20 protein-coding genes, 2 tRNA genes and 1 other RNA gene are annotated in these 19995 nt (G+C 29.0%); 18 read left to right on the forward strand and 5 right to left on the reverse strand.

Going from position 1 to position 19995, the window contains the following annotated elements; translation table 11 throughout:
* Window positions 1–2: 2 nt before the first annotated feature.
* The 6 genes from FGL08_RS13505 (at window position 3) to FGL08_RS00155 (ending at window position 4766) form a co-directional block, all read left to right on the forward strand.
* The gene (locus FGL08_RS13505; RefSeq protein WP_243117911.1) at window positions 3–182 is read left to right on the forward strand and encodes a hypothetical protein; all 180 of its coding nucleotides are present in this window, start codon (window positions 3–5) and stop codon (window positions 180–182) included.
* Between the two features lies 1 nt (window position 183).
* On the forward strand, window positions 184–894 hold the full coding sequence (locus tag FGL08_RS00135; protein WP_138208896.1) for an ABC transporter permease: 711 nt from the start codon (window positions 184–186) through the stop codon (window positions 892–894).
* On the forward strand, window positions 869–2617 hold the full coding sequence (locus tag FGL08_RS00140; RefSeq protein WP_138208897.1) for an ABC transporter permease: 1749 nt from the start codon (window positions 869–871) through the stop codon (window positions 2615–2617). The genes FGL08_RS00135 and FGL08_RS00140 overlap by 26 nt, the downstream gene beginning before the upstream one ends.
* A gap of 77 nt (window positions 2618–2694) precedes the next feature.
* Entirely contained in the window at window positions 2695–3162 is a 468-nt protein-coding gene (locus tag FGL08_RS00145; RefSeq protein ID WP_138208898.1) for a hypothetical protein, read from the forward strand.
* Window positions 3163–3353: 191 nt separating this feature from the next.
* Entirely contained in the window at window positions 3354–3932 is a 579-nt protein-coding gene (locus FGL08_RS00150; protein WP_138208899.1) for a hypothetical protein, read from the forward strand.
* Between the two features lie 123 nt (window positions 3933–4055).
* Entirely contained in the window at window positions 4056–4766 is a 711-nt protein-coding gene (locus tag FGL08_RS00155; RefSeq protein ID WP_138208900.1) for a DUF421 domain-containing protein, read from the forward strand.
* A gap of 108 nt (window positions 4767–4874) precedes the next feature.
* Here the strand turns inward: FGL08_RS00155 and FGL08_RS00160 are convergent, their stop codons facing one another.
* Complete coding sequence (locus tag FGL08_RS00160) at window positions 4875–5762, reverse strand: phosphatidylserine decarboxylase (RefSeq protein ID WP_138208901.1); 888 nt, start codon at window positions 5760–5762, stop codon at window positions 4875–4877.
* 24 nt (window positions 5763–5786) lie between these two features.
* Window positions 5787–7388, reverse strand: a complete 1602-nt coding sequence (locus tag FGL08_RS00165) for an ABC1 kinase family protein (protein ID WP_138208902.1) — start codon at window positions 7386–7388, stop codon at window positions 5787–5789.
* Between the two features lie 196 nt (window positions 7389–7584).
* Between FGL08_RS00165 and FGL08_RS00170 the strand changes: the two genes are divergently transcribed.
* The 5 genes from FGL08_RS00170 to FGL08_RS00190 all read left to right on the forward strand — a co-directional run bounded on the left by FGL08_RS00170 (window position 7585) and on the right by FGL08_RS00190 (window position 11506).
* Window positions 7585–7661 (forward strand) — tRNA-Arg (locus tag FGL08_RS00170).
* A 152-nt stretch (window positions 7662–7813) separates the two neighbouring features.
* Window positions 7814–8278 carry a tRNA adenosine(34) deaminase TadA gene (gene tadA / locus FGL08_RS00175; protein ID WP_207670276.1) on the forward strand — a complete coding sequence of 155 codons (465 nt, stop codon included), beginning with the start codon at window positions 7814–7816 and terminating at the stop codon, window positions 8276–8278.
* 5 nt (window positions 8279–8283) lie between these two features.
* Window positions 8284–8505, forward strand: a complete 222-nt coding sequence (locus FGL08_RS00180; protein WP_415578715.1) for a (2Fe-2S)-binding protein — start codon at window positions 8284–8286, stop codon at window positions 8503–8505.
* Between the two features lie 167 nt (window positions 8506–8672).
* Entirely contained in the window at window positions 8673–8954 is a 282-nt protein-coding gene (locus FGL08_RS00185) for an ArsR/SmtB family transcription factor (RefSeq protein ID WP_138208903.1), read from the forward strand.
* A gap of 47 nt (window positions 8955–9001) precedes the next feature.
* Entirely contained in the window at window positions 9002–11506 is a 2505-nt protein-coding gene (locus FGL08_RS00190; RefSeq protein WP_138208904.1) for a DsrE/DsrF/DrsH-like family protein, read from the forward strand.
* Window positions 11507–11602: 96 nt separating this feature from the next.
* On the opposite strand, the gene FGL08_RS00195 is transcribed toward FGL08_RS00190, so the two are convergent.
* Window positions 11603–12481, reverse strand: coding sequence for a DL-endopeptidase inhibitor IseA family protein (locus FGL08_RS00195; protein ID WP_171011931.1), 879 nt, complete (start codon window positions 12479–12481; stop codon window positions 11603–11605).
* A 306-nt stretch (window positions 12482–12787) separates the two neighbouring features.
* Here FGL08_RS00195 and FGL08_RS00200 point away from each other — a divergent pair, with 306 nt between their 5' ends.
* From FGL08_RS00200 to recR, 6 genes are all read left to right on the forward strand, one after another.
* Window positions 12788–14482: a M3 family oligoendopeptidase gene (locus FGL08_RS00200; RefSeq protein ID WP_138208906.1), complete on the forward strand. Its 1695-nt coding sequence runs from the start codon at window positions 12788–12790 to the stop codon at window positions 14480–14482.
* Window positions 14483–14994: 512 nt separating this feature from the next.
* Window positions 14995–15084, forward strand: a tRNA-Ser gene (locus FGL08_RS00205).
* A gap of 3 nt (window positions 15085–15087) precedes the next feature.
* Window positions 15088–15353: signal recognition particle sRNA large type (gene ffs / locus FGL08_RS00210), an RNA gene on the forward strand.
* Between the two features lie 115 nt (window positions 15354–15468).
* On the forward strand, window positions 15469–17094 hold the full coding sequence (gene dnaX, locus FGL08_RS00215; protein ID WP_138208907.1) for a DNA polymerase III subunit gamma/tau: 1626 nt from the start codon (window positions 15469–15471) through the stop codon (window positions 17092–17094).
* Window positions 17095–17111: 17 nt separating this feature from the next.
* On the forward strand, window positions 17112–17450 hold the full coding sequence (locus tag FGL08_RS00220; protein WP_138208908.1) for a YbaB/EbfC family nucleoid-associated protein: 339 nt from the start codon (window positions 17112–17114) through the stop codon (window positions 17448–17450).
* 103 nt (window positions 17451–17553) lie between these two features.
* Entirely contained in the window at window positions 17554–18150 is a 597-nt protein-coding gene (recR, locus tag FGL08_RS00225; RefSeq protein ID WP_138208909.1) for a recombination mediator RecR, read from the forward strand.
* 53 nt (window positions 18151–18203) lie between these two features.
* Here recR and FGL08_RS00230 read toward each other — a convergent pair whose 3' ends face one another.
* A complete protein-coding gene (locus FGL08_RS00230; RefSeq protein WP_138208910.1) occupies window positions 18204–18521 on the reverse strand; it encodes a P-II family nitrogen regulator in 318 nt (105 codons plus the stop codon).
* 15 nt (window positions 18522–18536) lie between these two features.
* Entirely contained in the window at window positions 18537–19238 is a 702-nt protein-coding gene (locus tag FGL08_RS00235; RefSeq protein WP_138208911.1) for a DUF1538 domain-containing protein, read from the reverse strand.
* A gap of 377 nt (window positions 19239–19615) precedes the next feature.
* On the opposite strand from FGL08_RS00235, the gene FGL08_RS00240 reads away from it, so the two are divergent.
* On the forward strand, window positions 19616–19873 hold the full coding sequence (locus FGL08_RS00240; protein WP_138208912.1) for a DUF2508 family protein: 258 nt from the start codon (window positions 19616–19618) through the stop codon (window positions 19871–19873).
* Window positions 19874–19995: the final 122 nt, after the last annotated feature.

Here is a 19995-nt window from a genome sequence, read left to right on the forward strand (position 1 = left end):
AAATGAAGGAAAGGTTAGAACAAAGTATTATTATAGTAACACACGATCCTAAAGTAGCTACATATGCAGATAGAGTAGTATTTATACATGATGGTATGATAGTAGATGAGTATATTAAAGGTGAGGATAAAGGAAATATTAATGAAATATTAGAAAAGTTTAAAGGCATAATGGAGGGTTAAAATGATTACTTCTATAAAGGGGTGTGCAAAAAAGCTTATTAAATCCAATAAGTTTATTATGATATCTTCAATTTTTAGTATAGTTATCTCTGTAGCGTTAATCATAAATATGAGTATGTTTTTTAGTAATGCTGAAAAATCAATGAGGGACAACCTAAAAACACTTTATGGGGAGATGGATTTATCTGTAGGAGTTCCTTCAATGTATGATAATAATTTAGATAAAGCCACTGTACAGAGAATATCTTCAATAAAGGAAATAAAAGAAATTTCTCCAGTGATAATAGGGGAATTAGAAATAAAGGATAAAGTTAATTTTAAGCCTTATTCGGTAGGGGTTGACAATTCATCATTATGTAAAAGTAAATATAAGTATAAAAAAAATATTTCAGAAAATCAAGTAGTAATAAATAAAGTCTTAAAAGAGAATATGAATTTGAATATAGGAGATTTAATTACTATAGAAGGACGAAGTTTTAAAATTATTGAGGTGATTGATAATTCTGGACAAATAGCAAACATTCCAGATATGGTATATATAAATTTAAATACTTTTAAAGATATTATAAAGGATAATGGTGAAGCTACCTTTCTATTAATTAAATTATCTGATGAAAATAAGAATATTGAGGTAGCGGAAAAGATTAAAAATATTTACTATAGTTTTATCAGTATTAGTTATAATTATGTGTTCTCTTTTTATATTATCTAATTTTCAAGTTTTCTTATACAATTATAGAAATCAATTTTCAGTAATCAGGGCTATAGGGGGAAGTGCTAAACAAGCCTTTAAAATTGTATTTATACAGGCTACCTTTATAAATATAATAGGTCAGGTTATTGGATTTGTTATATCTTATATAAGTAATAAGTATTTAATTCAGATATTAAATAATAAGTTTTCTTTTAAAATTACTAGTATTTATTTTTCATTTCCACAAGCCATAATAATAGCTCTTATTGCTTTTATTATTATCGAAATTTTTATGCTTATTCCAGCTATGAAGAGCTCAAAAATTTTACTATTAAAAATAACTGAAAAAAATGAGAAAATACATAAAGAAGGTAATATAGGAAAGATATTAGGAAAAATGGGGGTAGTAGTTTCCCTAATATTAGTTATCACTGAAATGTATAAATTATACCGTGGTGAAAATGGAATTTTATTTGGAGCTATTGCATCAATTATTTTAATTATAAGCATATATATGTTATTCCCTTATTATATAAAAAGTATATTGGAAAAGCTTTTGCCTGTTTTTAAATTACTAGCTGGCAATGGGGTTGTTGTTGCTATTAAGAGTGTTATTTCTCAGATAAAAAAGAGTATCATAATTATTATTTCTTTAAGTACTATTATTATTATTGCTATATTTGGAGAATCATTTTTGGGTGCAATATCAAAGAATAGTGAAAACTTTATAAAGTCTCAAATGCCTTTAGAAATTTCAATTACTGATAGAAACGAAACTAGTAGTAAATTAGGGAATGACTTTAAAAATGATTTAAGAAAGTTAGATGAAGTTAAAAATGTTATAACTTTAAGCAATATAAGTTTAGTATACTTTAAGGGAAAAGATAAATTACAAAGTGCAAGCTTTTCATTAGAGGATCTTGATGGATTAGGTAAAGAAGGATTGATTAAGGAAGGAGCAATTCCAAATAATAAAGAAGATTTAAAATCTAGTGCAATTATTTCAAAAGAATTTGCAAATAAACAAAAACTAAAAGTTGGAGATACAATAGAGATAAAAAAATCAGAGAATGGAAAAGCTATAAAGGAGATTGATAGTAATTCAGGATTCCAACAAGTAGTAGTGAAAGTTATTGTGGATGATTCCAATCTCTTAGGAAGTCGTAATATTTTAATAGATTGGATTAATAATCAATATATAGATGAGTTCCTTAACTTCGAAACGGCGCTAATATCCTCATATAAAGAAAAAAGTACTTTAAAATCCATAGAGGAACTTAAAAGAAAATATCCTCAGATTAAATATACTACTTTAAGTCAAGCTCTAGCAGATTCGAGAAAAATGACCTTTCAAAGGTGGGTACTATTCATTGTAGTATTAGTAATAATTTTATCTTCTTTAATTTTAGGGATTATTAATATGTTGATAAATAATATTCTTTCAAAAAGAAAGGAATATGCAATTTTAAGAACATTAAAATTAGATAAAAAAGAGTTAGTAAAACTAATATTAACACAAATAGTGATTTACCTTTTAACTGGAACCTTATTAGGTTGTGGTTTAGTCATAATTGTATCTAATATAATTAGGGATGAACTTAATGGATTTTACCTAGGATATAAGGTTATGTTAATAATGGTTTCTTTATTATTTATTATCACCTTGGGTATAGCTATTCCTTTCGGAGTAAAATTAGCTAATAGAAAAATAGCTCAAGAAATACGTATTGATGATAAATAAAGTGTGTAAAGTTTAAATTAAATAAGTTTTAGCTTTACAATAATTTTCACAATGCAGATAATAAAGTGGAGGAAGATATGAAAAAAGTAAGGGCTTTATACAGATATGAAATGATTAATCTTGTTAAGTCTAAAATATTTTGGGGATATACAGGATTGTTTTTATTTGGGCTTCAGCAAATGTATTCTGCTTTGATTGGAGAAGGGAGGTTTATGGGAGGAGTATCATCCATTATAAACTTTTCTTGGTTACCAATTAATTTGATAATGTTACCTTTGATGATAATTTTATATTATGTAGGTAAAAGCAGAAATGAAATTATAGATACTTTAGATTTAAGTATCAGGGAAAGACTATATTCTAAACTTTTGGTTACCGTTACTTTAAATTTAATATCACTAATATTGGTTATTTTTCTTCTTATATATGGAGGACTATCTTCTTTAAGTCCAAGCTATAAAAATTCACTTCTCATAGGTTTTATTGTTAGTTATGTTATAACTATAGTGGAGAGTTCTAATATTTTACTTTATGACGCATCATAACTTAGTAACTTAAATAGTTGCTAGGTTTTTATTTAACATTATACAACGGTTGTATAGTGCAACTTACTATGTATGTAATAATTAACAGTATATAATTTTTAGTTAATAGCATAATAATTAGTGAAACTTTAATGGTACATTTTAATGTTAGATATTATATGCAAAAGATGAGATTTTTAGGAGGTCATAAGATGAAAAAGTTATTATCATTAGTTCTAACTGGAGCTATAGTATTTAGTTTTACTGGGTGTGAAAACATGCAAAAGGCTCAAAATGAGACAGAGAAACAAACTAAGAATATTGGAAACCAAGTAGAGAAGCAATCTGAGAATGTAGGAGAAAATGTACAGAAGCAATCAGAGAATTTAGGAGAGAACGTACAGAAACAAACTAAGAATGTTGGAGAGCAAGTAGAGAAGCAAAGTGAAAATATACAAAATCAATTCGGTATCGATAATTTAATGGATCAATTTAGAAAGGCTGGATTTGCAATTGGAGCAAATGAAAAAATACCGTTTGAAAATTTAGGTGCAAAGAATGGCTATAGAGTTAAAGTAGATAATGATGTAATTGATGTATACGAATTTGATATGAATAACTTATCAGCAGAAGGAAAGAAAGTAACAGATGAAGCTAAAAAAGGAACTGTTAACATATCAGGAACTCGTACACCTGTAAAATTCAAGAATGGTATAATGTTAGTAGGTGTCGATAAACATACTAATAAAGAAAAGATATCAGAGATATTTGATAAATTCGGAAATAAATAAAGTAACCACCACAGGGTGGTTACTTTATTTTAATTATGGTTAAAAGACACTAAGCTAGTTGGAATAAAAATTATTTACTAGTAAAAACTAAAATAAGTATATAAAATAAGGAGTGATATTTTAATGCCTAAGGATATTATCGATATTATATTAAGAAGTATAATTTCGGTTTTGGTGTTATTTGTTCTAACAAGGTTAATGGGAAAGAAACAAATTGCTCAATTAAATTTTTTTGATTACGTAGTAGGAATATCCATAGGATCAATTAGCGCTAATTTTGCTGTAGATGAAAATATTTCATATATACATGGTTTAATAGCTATTTTAGTATATGGACTAATTCCAATAGTTGTTTCTTATATATCTGTAGGCAGTCTTTGGGCAAGAAAGGTTTTAGAAGGAACTCCAACTATACTCATTCAAAATGGGAAGATTATGGAAGGTAATCTGAAAAAGTCAAAGGTCACCCTTAATGATGTATTGGAAGAGTGTAGGCTAAATGGGATATTTGACGTTAGTACTGTTCAATTCGCTATTTTAGAAACTAGTGGGAAGGTAAGTATAGAGTTAAAATCAGAAAATCGACCTCTTACACCAAGAGATATGAATATTCCAGTAAATTATAATGGTTTATGTGCTAACTTAATAATAGATGGAAAAATAATTATTGAAACTTTAGTGTTGGTAAATAGAAGCAAGAGTTGGCTACTTAAAGAATTAAAGAAAAAAGATATATATTCACATGAAGAAGTTTTACTTGCATTTATGAGTAGCGATGGGAAATTACATATTGATTTAAAAAATAAAGATCCTAAGCCTTTTAAGGTAATATAATAATAAAATACAAAGTAGCTATATGTAATTTTATAAGAAAAGAAAGAAAAAAGGCATTGCTGCCTTTTGGGGTGGTATACATATATCTACTTTAATATATATTTTCTATTATAACCCTTTTCCTATAGTCTCGCCCATGGAAACTAAGGTTTCTATGTTCTGCGTGCTTTGAGATATGATATCTTCATGAATTTTTATAGTATCTTTTTTAAATAATAAAACTACTGTAGAACCACCAAATTTAAAGTAACCCTTTTCACTTCCACGATTAACTTTAGAATTTTCCTTATAGCTTTGAATTATAGAGCCAACACAAGTAGCGCCAACTTCCATATAAATAATACTACCAAAGTTCTCAGATTCTAATATTGACCACTCTCTTTTATTTTCTACAAATACTTTCTTAATATTATCTAAAGAAATTGGATTTACTGAGTAATACATACCTTTAATTTTCTTAGTTTCTCTGCATATACCGTCATCTATAAAATGAAACCTATGATAATCTGTGGGGCAAAGTCTAAATACTAAGGAAGTACCATCTTCATATTCTGAAGCTATTTCTCTGTCTTTTAAAAGTTCATCTAAAGAATAATTAAATCCTTTGATTTCTAAATTCTCTTTAAAAGATAAGTTTTCGTATACTAAAAGTCTTCCATCACAAGGAGAAATTAAATCTTTTGGATTAGTACTAAAATTTATATGTTCAGGTTTAAGTTCTCTTATAAAAAACTCATTAAAGGATTTAAAGTCTGAAATTTCCTTTTCATACTTATTCATATCTATTCCTAAATCTTCTATGAACCCTCTAATTTTCTTCGCACTAAATTTTGTATCACAATAAGTACCATAAATTTTAGAAAAGCCTTTTTTCTTAACTAAAAGTTCTAATATGTTTTTACCTACAGGTGAAGAATAAAGCCAGTTTAAATATTTTTCTCCAGCAACTTTTTCTACTTCATGGGTTTTATCTTTTCTGTTGTAGTATTTTATCATAAATAACTCCTTTCAAATTAAGGATTAAAGTTTTCCAGAACGTTTAATAGAAATTAAAAGCCAAAATCCCATAAAACCAGCTATAAAATAGCCAACAATTCCAATTAAAGAGGTATTATAAACTTTAGGACCAATATTATATATTAGAAACATGGAAGAACTAACTATCATAGCTGAAATTATAAGTGCAAACACTAATCTATTTACCATTTTATTTAATTCATTTATAGACCTATTAAGTCCATTCATTTTTAATTGTAATTTGGCCCTTCCTTTTACTATGCTATCAGATAGCTCTATAAACTTTGTAGGAACTTTTGCACTATCTTTTATAAAATTTGAAGAACGTAATATAAAATTCTCCAAGTTCAAATCATTAAATAGAAAGTTCTTATTTTTACTTTTAACATATGGGGCAGCTATGGAAAGTATGTTTATATCAGGTGATATTCTAACAGCAACGCCTTCTACTATAACCAAACTTCTAATGAGCAAGGTTAAATCTTTGGGAAGTCTTATATTATTACTACTTGCACACTCCATCACTTCTTGGAGCATCTGAGACATTTTTATATTTTTTAGAGAGGTAGACATATAACAGGATAATAAATAATCTATGTCTTCATAAAGATTATTTCTATCTATGTAGCCTGTTTTTATTCCTATACTCATAAGTACAGAGATTATTTTATTTATGTCTTCATATACAATAGCTATTATAAGTTCATTTAATGCTTCTTGTAAAGTAGAAGATAGTGAACCCATAATGCCAAAGTCTATGAAACATATTTTTCCTTTATCAATAAGGATATTTCCCGGGTGAGGATCACCGTGAAAAAAGTTATCATCAAAAATCTGTTTAAAAAAGGATAATATGAGGTTTTTACAAAGCTTCTCTTTGTTATAATTAAATTCCTCTAGTTTTGATATGTTTTTTATAGAGAAACCATTAAGCTTTTCCATAGTAATTACACGGGTAGAGCAGAGTTCATCTATAACATATGGTACGTGTATATAGGGAACTTTTAAATTTGCTTTTTTAAACCTTTTTAGATTATTAACTTCATTTGTAAAATCCAGTTCTAATTTTGTACTTAATTGAAGTTCTTCTATGGCTTCTTTAGGATCTATTATAAAGTTTGCAAGTTTTGATTTTGTAAGTGAGAGTATCTTATGTAAAATTTGAAGATCCATTTCCATCTCTTCTTTAATATTAGGCCTTTGTATTTTCACTATAACTTCTCGACTATCTTTTAATATAGCAGTATGAACTTGAGCTATGGATGCGGAGGCTAAAGGGTTTTCATCAAAGAATTTAAATGTATCTTTAATTGTTGCATTAAACTCTTCTTCAAAAACTTCTTCTATATTATGAAAACTTTCAGGAAGTACGTTATTTTGTAATTTAGATAATTCATCTGTAAAATTTTCAGGAAGTAAGTCTTGTCTAGTGCTTAAAATTTGTCCTATTTTTATAAAGGTAGGCCCTAGTTCTTCAAAAGCTTTCCTAAGATTTTTAGGAGATTGTTCTGTATCACCTTTTATAGTGTTATCCATTATAAATCCAAAACCGTAGTATGCTAAAACCTTAATTATTTCACGAAACCTTTGAATGGAATTTTTCATATGAATTATATCTCTCTTAATATTAAGAGAAACTTTACCTCCTAAACATTTAATCAATATAAAAGTATGCCCTATATATGGATATTTTAACCTAAGGTATAAGCATTATGCAAACTAAATAGCATGTACAAGGTTGACACTTAATAAAAATTGTAATATTATTAAAATGTTGATATAAAGTATTATTATATATTATGCATCCATAGCTCAGTAGGATAGAGCGTCCCCCTCCTAAGGGGAAGGCCAGGGGTTCGACTCCCTTTGGGTGCACCAAGCCACTTAAGTATGTTTAAGTGGTTTTATTTTTTAATTTATGTATTGAAACATATAATTTTAAATTATAAAATTATTATTAATTGATAATTATTATAGATTAGAAATAGATATTATGTTATAATAAAAATAATAAATTGGAGTTTATAATTATGGTAGATTATTTAACTCATGAATACTTTATGCTTGAGGCACTGAAAGAAGCCGAAAAAGCAAAGTCTTTTGATGAAGTGCCAGTTGGAGCTATTATAGTTAAAGATGGCAAAATAATAGCTAGAGCGCACAATTTAAGAGAAACCTTAAATGATCCTACAGCACATGCTGAAGTTTTAGCAATTAGGAAGGCGTCAGAGGTTCTTAATAATTGGAGACTTATAGGGTGTTCTTTATATGTAACTTTAGAGCCTTGTCCTATGTGCGCCGGTGCTATAATTCAATCTAGAATTAGTAATTTGTATATAGGTGCTTTTGATGGGACAACAGGGTGCTGTGGGTCTGTTTGTAATATAACTCAAAATGAATATTTAAATACGTTTATAAATACGAAATGGATGTATAATAATAAATGCAGTGAAATTTTAAGTGATTTTTTTAAGAAGAAGAGAATGAAGAGGTGAAAATAATGAGCGATATTAGTCCAGAGATTTTAGATAAATTAACTAAGGTTTGTTTATGTAAGGCCATTCCAAGATCGACTATAAAAAGAGCTATAAGATATGGGGCTAAGACTGTAGAAGAGGTTAATGCAAAAGTTGGCTCTGGATCTGGTGGTTGTGGTGGTAGAAGATGTAGTGTAAAGATACAAGAACTTATAGAGCAGTATGAAAGAGGAGATTGGAAATAAGAAAAAGGCTATTACACGGTGGGCGTGTGATAGCCTTTTTTATTAAAGTATTATTAAAATCTTCATTTTTATTGACAGTGCATATCTATATATCGTAATATATAGATATGTAGATTAATAGCGTGTAATTTTTATTAAAGATAAAAATGTTGTCCTAGGAGGATATTATGGAAAAGGATTTTAAAAGGTTTAATGAAGGCGCGGAACTTTTAAAAGTTTTAGCTCATCCAGTAAGGCTCTGTATAGTAAATGGACTTTTAAAAAATGGAGGGTGTAATGTATCTAAAATGCAAGGATGTTTAGATATGCCACAATCTACTGTATCTCAACATCTTCAAAAACTTAAAAGTGCAGGTATTATAGAGGGAGAAAGAAATGGAATTGAGATAATTTATAAGGTTGTAGATGAAAGAGTAAAATATTTAATTCAAATAATAAAGGAAGATTAAGGCAAATCTTAAAGAGCAAGATAAATTATACTTGGAGGTAATTTATTATGGGAAAGAAGGTTTTAATTGTTGGTGGGGTTGCAGGGGGGGCTTCTGCAGCGGCTAGGCTTAGAAGACTTAGTGAAGATTTAGAAATTATATTATTTGAAAGAGGAGAATTTATTTCTTTTGCGAATTGTGGACTTCCATATCACATAGGTGAAGTTATAAAAGATAGAGAAAGTTTGCTTATCCAAACACCAGAGGCTATGAAAGCTAGATTTAACATAGATGTTAGAATATTTAGCGAGGTTATAAGTATAGATTCTAGTAATAAAAGAATTCTAGTAAATTCAAAGGATAAGGGGATATATGAAGAAAAGTTTGATTATCTAATACTATCACCAGGTGCTAAACCTATAAAACTTGATATGGAAGAATCATATGGAGATAAAATTCATACTCTAAAAAATATAGGAGATATGGATAGTATAAAGAATAAAGTAGATCAAGGTAATATACAAAGTGCTTTAGTTATTGGGGGAGGGTACATTGGAGTTGAGGCTGCTGAAAACTTAATTCATAGAGGAGTTAATACAACTTTAGTTCAAGCAACACCACATATATTGGCACCATTTGATAGTGAAATGGTGGTTATAGCTGAAAAAGAATTAGAGGACAATGGGGTTAATTTAGTTTTAGGAGATGGTGTTAAATCCTTTAAAGAGGAAGATAAAGTTGTTAAGGTAACATTAAGTAGCGGAAAGGTACTAAGTGCAGATATAGTAATCATGGCTATAGGCGTAGTACCTGATGTGAAATTCTTAGAAGGTTCTGGCATAGAACTTGGTAAAAAGGGTCACATTATTGTGGATGAACATATGGAAACAAATATAGAAGGAATTTACGCTGTAGGAGATGCTATAGAGGTTGTAGATTTTGTAAATGGTAATAAATCCGCAATACCACTAGCAGGGCCTGCTAATAGGCAGGGGAGAATAGCAGCAGACAATATATGTAATATAAGTTCTTCATATAAAGGAACATTAGGTAGTTCTATAATTAAAATATTTGAGATTATAGGAGCATCCACAGGGAATAATGAAAGAACTCTTAAGAATCTAGATATTCCTTATGATGTAGTCTATACTTATCCAAACTCACATGCTTCTTATTACCCTGGATCAACCCAAATGACTTTAAAACTTATATTTAATAAAAAGGGAGAAATTTTAGGTGCACAAGGCTTTGGATATGAGGGAGTTGATAAAGTAATAGATGTAATAGCGACAGTTATAAAGCTTAAAGGAACTGTAGACGACCTTGCCGATTTAGAACTTTGCTATGCACCTCCATACAATTCAGCAAAATCTCCAGCTAACATGCTTGGTTTTGTTGTACAAAATACACTAAATGGATTAGTCGAAAATATAACTTTAGATAAATTAAAAAACTATAATGAGGAAAGTCAAATAATTCTTGATATAAGAGAAAATCTAGAATGGGATAATGGACACATTAAAAGTGCAGTTCATATACCATTAGATTCTTTAAGAGAAAGAGCAGTAGAACTAGATAAAAACAAAGAAATTATAGTTTATTGTCAAGTTGGGTTAAGAGGATATATAGCAGCTAGAATCTTAAGCTCAATGGGCTTTAAAGTTAAGAATTTTACAGGTGGATATAAACTATATAAATTAAATAAGTTTAAACCAAAAGGAGTGGAACATGGCAATATATATAAGGATTTTAAGGTGAGAAAAGAAGAGAATAGATGCGTAAGTTTATTAGAGGACAAATCGTTAAGTAGTAATACTGAAGAAATAGAAGATTTGAGTTTTGATAGTTCACTGGATGCTTGTGGACTTTGTTGCCCTGGACCTTTGATGAATGTAAAATCAAAAATGGACATTTTAAAAGAAGGAGAAGTTCTAAGAATAAATGCTTCAGATCCAGGTTTTTATGAGGATATAAAGTCTTGGAGTAAGACTACTGGAAACAAGCTTCTAAGTCTAAAAAAAGAAAAAGGCATAATAACTGCATATGTTAAAAAGAATACAGAAAAAGATGAGATAACTAGGTTTATAGATACATCAAATAATAAGGATAATAAGACTATGGTAGTATTTAGTGGAGATTTAGATAAAGCTATAGCTTCTTTTATAATAGCTAATGGAGCTGCATCTATGGGAAAAAGGGTAACTATGTTCTTCACGTTTTGGGGAATAAATATATTAAGAAAAAATGAAAATGTTACGGTTAAAAAGTCTTTTATGGAGAAGATGTTTGGCTTTATGATGCCTAAAGGAAGTAAGAAACTTAAATTATCCAATATGAATATGGCAGGTATGGGACCTTTAATGATTAGAAAAATTATGAAAGATAAGAATGTAGATTCTTTAGAAAGCTTAATAAAATCAGCAGTAGACAGTGGGATTGAAATAGTAGCTTGTCAAATGTCTATGGATCTTTTAGGACTTAAACAAGAAGAGTTGATAGAAGGAGTTAAAATAGGTGGAGTTGGTTACTATTTGGGTCAAGCAGAGGAATCTAATGTAAATTTATTTATATAAATCAAGATTTACTGTAATTAAATATTAATAGTAAAAGAGCTATCTCACTCTATAAATTAATCTTTATAAGGGGATAGCTCTTTATTAATAAGTTACTTATATAAATGGAAAGTTTTCAAATAACCATTTTCCACTTTCTTTTACTAAGGTTAATTCGGTTGTTCTAACATTTTTTAAATCTCTTTTATCAGTTATAGTTAAAGTTATCTTGTTCCCAATTTGTGTTGCTTTAAATTCACATGCATTATCCTTATAATTAGGCACATTACCTATCTGTCCATAAGCCATATAAAACTTGCCATTGTAGTTAGTAGACATTTTGTTTGCCATTTTTCTTGATGTGTCTTCTGTAAAATAGTTTTTAAGCACATTTACTACATCTTCTCTATTTTTATATCTGTCACTTATATAATGTGTTTTTCCATTTATAGAAATATAATCTTTAACTTTTACCTTTTCGAAATTTGAGTACCATCCATTTAACATATTAGAATATTTGTCTAGTATTTCTTTATTACTTAGGGTAGAAGTATTTATTTCAGGTTTTTTATGGATTTCTTCATTTTTTAGTTTAGTCTTTTTCTCAGCATCAATTTTTACTTCTGGTTGTTTTATAGAAATTTCATTTTTTACTGGATTTGAATTTTTTATATTGTTTGAATTAGTTTCTTTTGTTATTTTTGTAGTTTTTGTCTTGTTCTTAGAAGCAATTGAAGGTTTATCTTTTTCCATGTTTAAATTCTGTGGTTTTTCTGATTTTTTACTATCTATATTATAATCATCTTTTGTTTTAATCTCTTTAGTCTTTAAATTTTCATTTTGGGATATTTTTTTTGTTTCTTTTGAACTTTGAAATTTAGTTACATTTTGATTTTTTTGTTTAGAATCTTCTAACTTAGTTAAACCATAGAAGTTTGATCCTAAAGTGGTAGTTACTAATAAAGAAATTAATAATAATTTTGATACCTTTAACATTGCAAGCATCTCCTTAAAATATAATTATTTATAATTAATTATGATTACAATATCATTATAGTATTCTAAATCTAAATAAAAGCTACAATGGGGTTACAAGACCATTACATAAAAAATAAAAAAAGTTCTAATTGTAAGGATTTTGTAAGAATAGTAATAAATCATATAATTATTTCAATATATACATAGTAGGTTATCTTTAATAATTATAATAATATTTATATTTATTTTATATGAAACTATAAATATTTAGAAAGTTGTGATAAAATAGTAAATAAGTTAAGTTAATTAAGGGGGGTTATCTATATGAATTTTAAAGAAATGCCTTATACTAGGCCTAATATGGATGAATACAAGGTTAAATTTAATGAAAATTTAGATAAGTTAAAAAATGCTCAAAACATTGAGGAAGCTAATGATTTAATGAAAGAAATCAATGACTTGAGAGGGGAATTTGAAACAAGTGGAGCTATAGTAATGATAAGACATACTATAGATACTACAGATAAATTTTATGAAGAAGAACAAGGATACTTTGATGAAAATACGCCAGTATATGAAGGGTTAGTTTCAGAGTATTATAAAGTTATAAATGCATCAAAGTTTAAAGAAGAGCTTAAAAAAGAATGGAAGGAGCAAGTATTCAATATTGCGAGCCTTACAGATAAAACATTTTCTAATGATATAATTGAGGATCTTCAAAAACAAAACAAATTAGCTGGAGAATATACCAAATTAGTAGCTTCTGCTAAAATTGATTTTGAAGGAGAAGAAAGAAATCTAGCTCAAATGACTCCATTCCAACAATCAAAAGATAGAGACATGAGAAAAAAAGCTAGTGAAGCTAAATTTGATTTCTTTAAAGATCATGAAAAGGAATTTGATGAAATCTATGATAACTTAGTTAAAACAAGAACAACTATGGCTAAAAAATTAGGTTATGAAAACTTTGTACAATTAGGGTATTATAGATTAAATAGAACTGATTATACAGCTAAAGAAGTAGCTAACTTTAGAGAGCAAGTAAGAAAATACATAGTACCACTTGCTGAAGAATTAAAACAAAGACAAGCTAAGAGACTAGGATTAGACTCTTTAAAATATTATGATGAAAGTTTCAAATTCTTATCAGGTAATCCAATTCCAAAAGGAGATGCAAATTGGATCATTGAAAATGGTAAGAAAATGTATGCTGAGTTATCTCCAGAAACTAACACATTCTTTAACTATATGTTAGATAATAACTTAGTTGACCTTGTAAGTAAAAAAGGTAAAGCGGGTGGAGGATATTGTCATTACATGATGCAATATGAGTGTCCATTTATCTTCTCTAATTTTAATGGAACTTCAGGAGACGTGGATGTTTTAACTCATGAAGCAGGACATGCTTTTCAAGCTTATACAAGTAGAAGATATAAGGTTGCAGAATATAATTTCCCAACTTATGAAGCTTCAGAAATTCACTCAATGAGTATGGAATTCTTAACTTGGCCATGGATGGACTTATTCTTCAAGGAAGATACAGATAAATATAAGTTCTCACATTTAAGTGCAGCTATATTATTTATACCTTATGGTGTAACAGTTGACGAGTTCCAACATTTTGTATATGAACATCCAGAAGCAACTCCAGAAGAAAGAAAACAAGCATGGAGAGAAATTGAAAAGAAATATGCACCAAGCAAAGACTATGATGGTTATGACTTCCTAGAAAGAGGCGGATGGTGGTTTGGACAAAGACATATATTTGAAATGCCATTCTACTACATTGATTATACATTAGCTCAAATCTGTGCTCTTCAATTCTGGAAAAAGTCACAAGCAGATAGAAGCCTTGCATGGAAAGATTACATGAACTTATGTAAAGAAGGTGGAAGTGAGTCATTCTTAAATCTTATTAAGATTGCAGGACTTAAATCGCCATTCGAAGATGGTTGCATAGAGTCTATTATAGGTGATGTAAAAGCTTACTTAGATTCAGTAGATGATACTAAACTATAATAGTTAATAATAAATATAATTTTAAAAGTAGCACTATACTTAGTGCTACTTTTGTTTTATTTTAAATACAATCTTAAATTGAATACACTCTTAAATGTTTCCTGAGTATTAACGTAGTTAATACCCATATAATAAAATCTATGAAAATGTAAAAAAAATGAATAAACTTTTAATTAAATATTAAATTAAAAGTTTAATTTTAATAAAATTTTAATAAAAAAACATTGAAAATAATATAATTATAGTGTAAAATTTAATTAAACAATGAAACACAAAGTTTTTTATACAATAAAGTTTTGTAATGTTATCCTCCAATTTTAAAAGTTATAGACTTTTAAAATATTCCACAATCCCCTTTACCCTAAAGGTATCGGTACCCCTCCGATACCTTTTAATTTTATATATAATTACAAAAAAATGTTTATTAAGTTAAAAAAATTTAATTTAAAATGGTTGAAATAATATATAAAGCATAGTATAATAAATGATGTATCTTTGAAAGATACTTTTATGGAGAGATGTCCGAGTGGCTTAAGGAGCACGCCTGGAACGCGTGTGTAGGGGAAACTCTACCGTGGGTTCAAATCCCACTCTCTCCGCCAATGTCGTACTAGTTGGGGAGTTAGCGGTGCCCTGTAACCTGCAATCCGCTACAGCAGGAATGAATTCCCTGTCTAGGCTATGTCTTGTTTGGTCTGGCCCATATAAGTGGCGTTGAGAACTGGGTCCCACGCAACAGAGATTCGTGAACCTCGTCAGGTCCGGAAGGAAGCAGCGATAAGCGAACCCCTCTGTGTGCCGTGGATTAACCTGGTTTGAGTTAACTGTATGGGTAACGCTTATAAGGCATTAGTCAAAACAGGGTGTACGATTTACATAGAATATTGAGCTCGACTTTATAGTCGGGCTATTTTTATATTAGAAATTTTAAAATGGACATAATTAATTAGAATATACTTTTATATGTTAAAAGAAGAGGTGATTTCTTGGCTTATACTGCACTTTATAGAGAGTGGAGACCGAAAAGTTTTAAAGATGTAGTAGGTCAACACCATGTAACTACAACATTAAAAAATCAAATAAAAAATCATAGAATAGCACATGCTTATTTGTTATGTGGGACTAGAGGTACAGGAAAAACCTCTACAGCTAAGATTTTATCAAAGGCGGTAAACTGTCTTAATTCTGATAATGGGGAACCTTGCAATCAATGTGAAATGTGTAAAAAAATAAATCTAGGAACAGCTATAGATGTAGTGGAACTAGATGCAGCATCTCATAATAAAGTTGAACATATAAGGGATATTATAGAAGATGTTCAATATCCACCAAGTGAGGCTAAATACAAGGTTTATATTGTAGATGAAGTACACATGTTATCAATTAGTGCCGTAAATGCATTTTTGAAAACCTTGGAGGAGCCTCCAGCTAATGTAGTGTTTATACTTGCTACTACAGATCCACAAAAGCTACCTATAACTATTCTATCAAGGTGTCAACGTTTTGACTTTAAAAGAATTAAAAGTGAGGACATTTTTGAGAGACTTAGGGATATAATAGATGAGTTAGGAATACTGGCTGATGATAAGAGTCTTAAGTTAATATCTAGGATGTGTGATGGTGCTATGAGAGATGCACTTAGTATATTAGATCAGGTAATATCCATGCATAATAATAAAATTGATTATGAAAGTGTTGTTGATATACTAGGCCTTGTAACTAATGAAAATCTCATACATCTAGTAGATAGTATAATAGATAAAAATATAGATAATTCTATAAAGAATTTAGATGACATAATTCTCAGTGGTAAAGACATATATACCTTTATAAAAGATATGGTTATTCATATGAGAAATCTAATGATGGCTAAAATTAGTGATAACCCAGATGAAATTTTGGATATGTCTAGTGAAAGTATACAGACGTTAAAAGAGCAAGGATCGAAACTAAGAGTAGAGGAAATAATGAGGTATATAAGAATACTTCAAGAAGCAGAAGAACAGTGTAAATGGAGTAAGCAAGGTAGAATATTCTTAGAACTCGCAATTATAAAAATGATAAAACTTGAATATGATACTTCTAAAGAAGTTTTATTAGCCAGAATAAATACTTTAGAAAAAGCATTAAAAGAAGGAACAATAACTATAAAGTCCAATAAAAATGATAACATAAAGATTAATGTAGAAAAAAAAGAAGAATCTTTTGTTAATAAAGTAGAAGAAGAAAAAATTAGTTTAGATGAAGAAATAATCAGTGATGAGAATTATCATTCAAATTTAACATTAGAAAAGGTAAAATTAGCTTGGAACGACATTTTAGGCATGTTGAAGGCTAGAAGAGAGATGATTATATATGCATCTTTAGCAACTGGAAAAGTAACAGATTTTAAAAATGGAGTAATTTACATAACTTATGAAGAAAATTATGCTTTTAACAAAAGAAGATTGGAACAAGACCAATATAGAAATAAAGCAGAGAATATTTTTTGTGAAGCACTAAAAGAAAAGGTCAAATTAAGGTATAATGTAATTAAACAGGAAGAAGAGACAATTCCCGAGGAAATTTTAAATAAAACCTTTGGAGTAGATAAAGTAGAAATAATTGAATAATCAGGAGGTATATTATTATGGCAAAAGGCGGATTCCCAGGAATGGGAGGAAACATGAATAACTTACTAAAACAAGCACAAAAGATGCAACAACAAATGGAAAAGATGCAAGGCGAATTAGAAAATAAAACTTTTGAGGTTTCTGTTGGTGGAGGAGCTGTAGTGGCTGTAGCTAGTGGCAAGAAGCAAATTACTGATATAAAGATTAAGGAAGATGTAGTGGATCCAGATGATGTAGAAATGTTACAAGATTTAGTTGTAACCGCTGTAAATGAAGCACTAAGAAAAGCAGAAGAAGATACAGCTAAAGAAATGGGTAAATTAACAGGTGGAATGAATATTCCAGGTTTATTCTAATAAAAAAAGCTTAAAACAATAGATGGATTTGCGTAGAAATATTAATTAATATAATGGTTTTTATTTAATTAAATTCATACGTATTAAAGTGTGAGGTGAGTTTATGGATTTTTATCCTGTAGCAATAGAAAAGTTAATAGAAGAGTTTGCGAAGTTGCCTAACATAGGTAAAAAAACAGCTCAAAGGCTTACCTTACATGTGCTTAATCTACCTAAAGAAGAGGTAGAGGGATTTGCAGATGCTTTAGTTAAAGCTAGAGGTACTATAAAATATTGTTCTATATGTGGAAACTATACAGAAAAAGATCCTTGTTCTATATGTTCAAATCCTAATAGGGATAGGAGTTTAATATGTGTAGTAGAAAATCCTAAAGATATTATGACCGTTGAAAAAGTAAGGGAATTTAATGGTGTATATCATGTATTACATGGCACCATATCACCTATGGCTGGTAGAGGACCAGAGGATATTAGACTTAAAGAGCTTATAAGAAGAATTAATGGAGAAGTTAAAGAAGTTATAGTTGCAACTAATCCTAATATAGAAGGTGAAGCTACGGCTATGTATATATCTAAAATATTAAAACCACTTGGAGCAAAAGTTACAAGAATAGCTCACGGTATACCAGTAGGAGGAGACCTTGAGTATGCAGATGAAGTAACTCTCTCAAAAGCACTGGAAGGAAGAAAAGAAATATAACTAAATATATAAAATAAAAACTCAAAGGATTTATTAGCCCTTGAGTTTTTATTTTATATATTTATATTGTTTAATCCAATTAATCTTGATATAGGGAAACTGAATATTATACCTTTTCCAGGCTTGTCTAAATTTTTTTCTTTAGATATGGCATCCATTATAGGGTTTACTTTATTTTTTTCAGAAAGTATTATTATAATTTCTTTACAATCATCTACTTCGATATTAAAGAAGTGTTTTGCCTCAGTACCACCAGTACCTCTGCCATAGAAAATAGTTGCACCATTAGCTCCATGTTTTTTAGCTATTTTAACTATTTTATCAGCTTTGCCCCTATCTACAATTATTATTATGGCCTCTATATTACACAATGTTATTCCTCCTTATTAAAATTGTATTATTATCCCAAGAAGTAGAACAGCGAGAATAGTTCCTAAACATGAAAGTGCAATAATTCCAAAACCATCTATTAAAGGATCACTACCCCCAATCATAGTGGAAAGACCTATGGCAAGGGCCATATTTAATGGCACGGTTACAGGGCCAGTTGTGACTCCAGCTGCATCAAAGGCAACTCCCGTTATTCGTTCTGGTGCAAAGAAGCCAAGTATACCCACTACTGCTATCATGGGGATTATTACATAAGTAGAAGGGATTTTATACAGTATTTTCATCATTCCAATAGACATGCCAAAACCAGCACCTAGGGATACGGTGTGAGTAAACATTCTATTTGTCATAACACCTGACGAGATTTCTTCAATTTGAGCCCCTAATGAAGTGAGGGCAGGTTCAGCTAAAGTTGCACCATATCCCATTATAAAAGCAAATAGAACTACTAATATTGTGTTATCTAATTTTGGTAAGTTAGATCCTACAGACTTACCTAGTGGAATTAGTGCAATATCTAATCCTTGTACAAAACAGTACAAACCTATTGTGCTTAAGATTAATCCAAAGCATACAGATTTAGGGTTATCAATAGGGGTTTTTAAAATAAATACCTGAAATATAATTAGAAATGAAGCAATGGGCAGAATGTCTCGAGCAGAGGATGCAATGTTTTTTAGTAAGTTAAGTAACCCCACTAATAATCACTCTCCTTTTAAAAAAATCAAGCTTTAAATTTACTTAAATTATTTTAAATAAATTTATTTAAGACTATTAGAAAACATTATAAGTTGATTTCTAGTATTTTCTTTAATTATAGCATAATATTACATTGTATGTTCATATCTCATAATTAATATATTCATAAAACACTAAAACTTTCTTAATTTATATACATAAATTTAAAATAAACATCATAAGAATATAACAAAAGAAGCAAAAAAGGATTTTTATAACAAAACTAAAATTAAATACGTTTATAAAAATAAAAACAGGTCAATAATTTATATAAGGACTCAATAAGCTTACTGATAAATAATTGATATAATACTTTGATAAGTTGGAGGGTAGTTATATGGATAAGAAAGATGTATTAGATGTTTTATTTGAAAAAGTAAAATATAGTAATGAACAAATGGACATAATTTATTCCTTGGAAGAGGCAAGAGAAGAGTGGCACTCAGCAAGTAGATTCTTTCAATATGTAAGTGAACCTGACTTAGTTGATTATGCCATACATAGGGAAGATGCTGCAAAGTCGAAGTTCATGTATTACCTATCTAAGGCTAGAGATAAAGGTATAGAAGTTAACTGGGTATATATGATAGGATAAAAGAAACTGTTTAAGTTTAAATAGCTATTACACTATTAAGTTGGGGGTATAGCCTTATACATGATTATAGGTTATATCCTTACTTTTGATAGTTAACAAAGGTATATATACATAAGTTTATA

It is taken from the genome of Hathewaya histolytica, assembly GCF_901482605.1.
GTDB lineage: Bacteria > Bacillota > Clostridia > Clostridiales > Clostridiaceae > Hathewaya > Hathewaya histolytica.

Coding starts and splice junctions, on each gene's coding strand:
- FGL08_RS00145 (WP_138208898.1), top strand. CDS start 2,695: ATGAAAAAAGTAAGGGCTTTATACAGATATGAAATGATTAATCTTGTT.
- tadA (WP_207670276.1), top strand. CDS start 7,814: ATGGTAGATTATTTAACTCATGAATACTTTATGCTTGAGGCACTGAAA.
- recR (WP_138208909.1), top strand. CDS start 17,554: ATGGATTTTTATCCTGTAGCAATAGAAAAGTTAATAGAAGAGTTTGCG.
- FGL08_RS00160 (WP_138208901.1), bottom strand. CDS start 5,762: ATGATAAAATACTACAACAGAAAAGATAAAACCCATGAAGTAGAAAAA.
- FGL08_RS00165 (WP_138208902.1), bottom strand. CDS start 7,388: ATGAAAAATTCCATTCAAAGGTTTCGTGAAATAATTAAGGTTTTAGCA.
- FGL08_RS00190 (WP_138208904.1), top strand. CDS start 9,002: ATGGGAAAGAAGGTTTTAATTGTTGGTGGGGTTGCAGGGGGGGCTTCT.
- FGL08_RS00155 (WP_138208900.1), top strand. CDS start 4,056: ATGCCTAAGGATATTATCGATATTATATTAAGAAGTATAATTTCGGTT.
- FGL08_RS00200 (WP_138208906.1), top strand. CDS start 12,788: ATGAATTTTAAAGAAATGCCTTATACTAGGCCTAATATGGATGAATAC.
- FGL08_RS00185 (WP_138208903.1), top strand. CDS start 8,673: ATGGAAAAGGATTTTAAAAGGTTTAATGAAGGCGCGGAACTTTTAAAA.
- FGL08_RS00180 (WP_415578715.1), top strand. CDS start 8,284: ATGAGCGATATTAGTCCAGAGATTTTAGATAAATTAACTAAGGTTTGT.
- FGL08_RS00140 (WP_138208897.1), top strand. CDS start 869: ATGTGTTCTCTTTTTATATTATCTAATTTTCAAGTTTTCTTATACAAT.
- FGL08_RS00195 (WP_171011931.1), bottom strand. CDS start 12,481: ATGTTAAAGGTATCAAAATTATTATTAATTTCTTTATTAGTAACTACC.
- FGL08_RS00240 (WP_138208912.1), top strand. CDS start 19,616: ATGGATAAGAAAGATGTATTAGATGTTTTATTTGAAAAAGTAAAATAT.
- FGL08_RS13505 (WP_243117911.1), top strand. CDS start 3: ATGAAGGAAAGGTTAGAACAAAGTATTATTATAGTAACACACGATCCT.
- FGL08_RS00220 (WP_138208908.1), top strand. CDS start 17,112: ATGGCAAAAGGCGGATTCCCAGGAATGGGAGGAAACATGAATAACTTA.
- FGL08_RS00150 (WP_138208899.1), top strand. CDS start 3,354: ATGAAAAAGTTATTATCATTAGTTCTAACTGGAGCTATAGTATTTAGT.
- FGL08_RS00135 (WP_138208896.1), top strand. CDS start 184: ATGATTACTTCTATAAAGGGGTGTGCAAAAAAGCTTATTAAATCCAAT.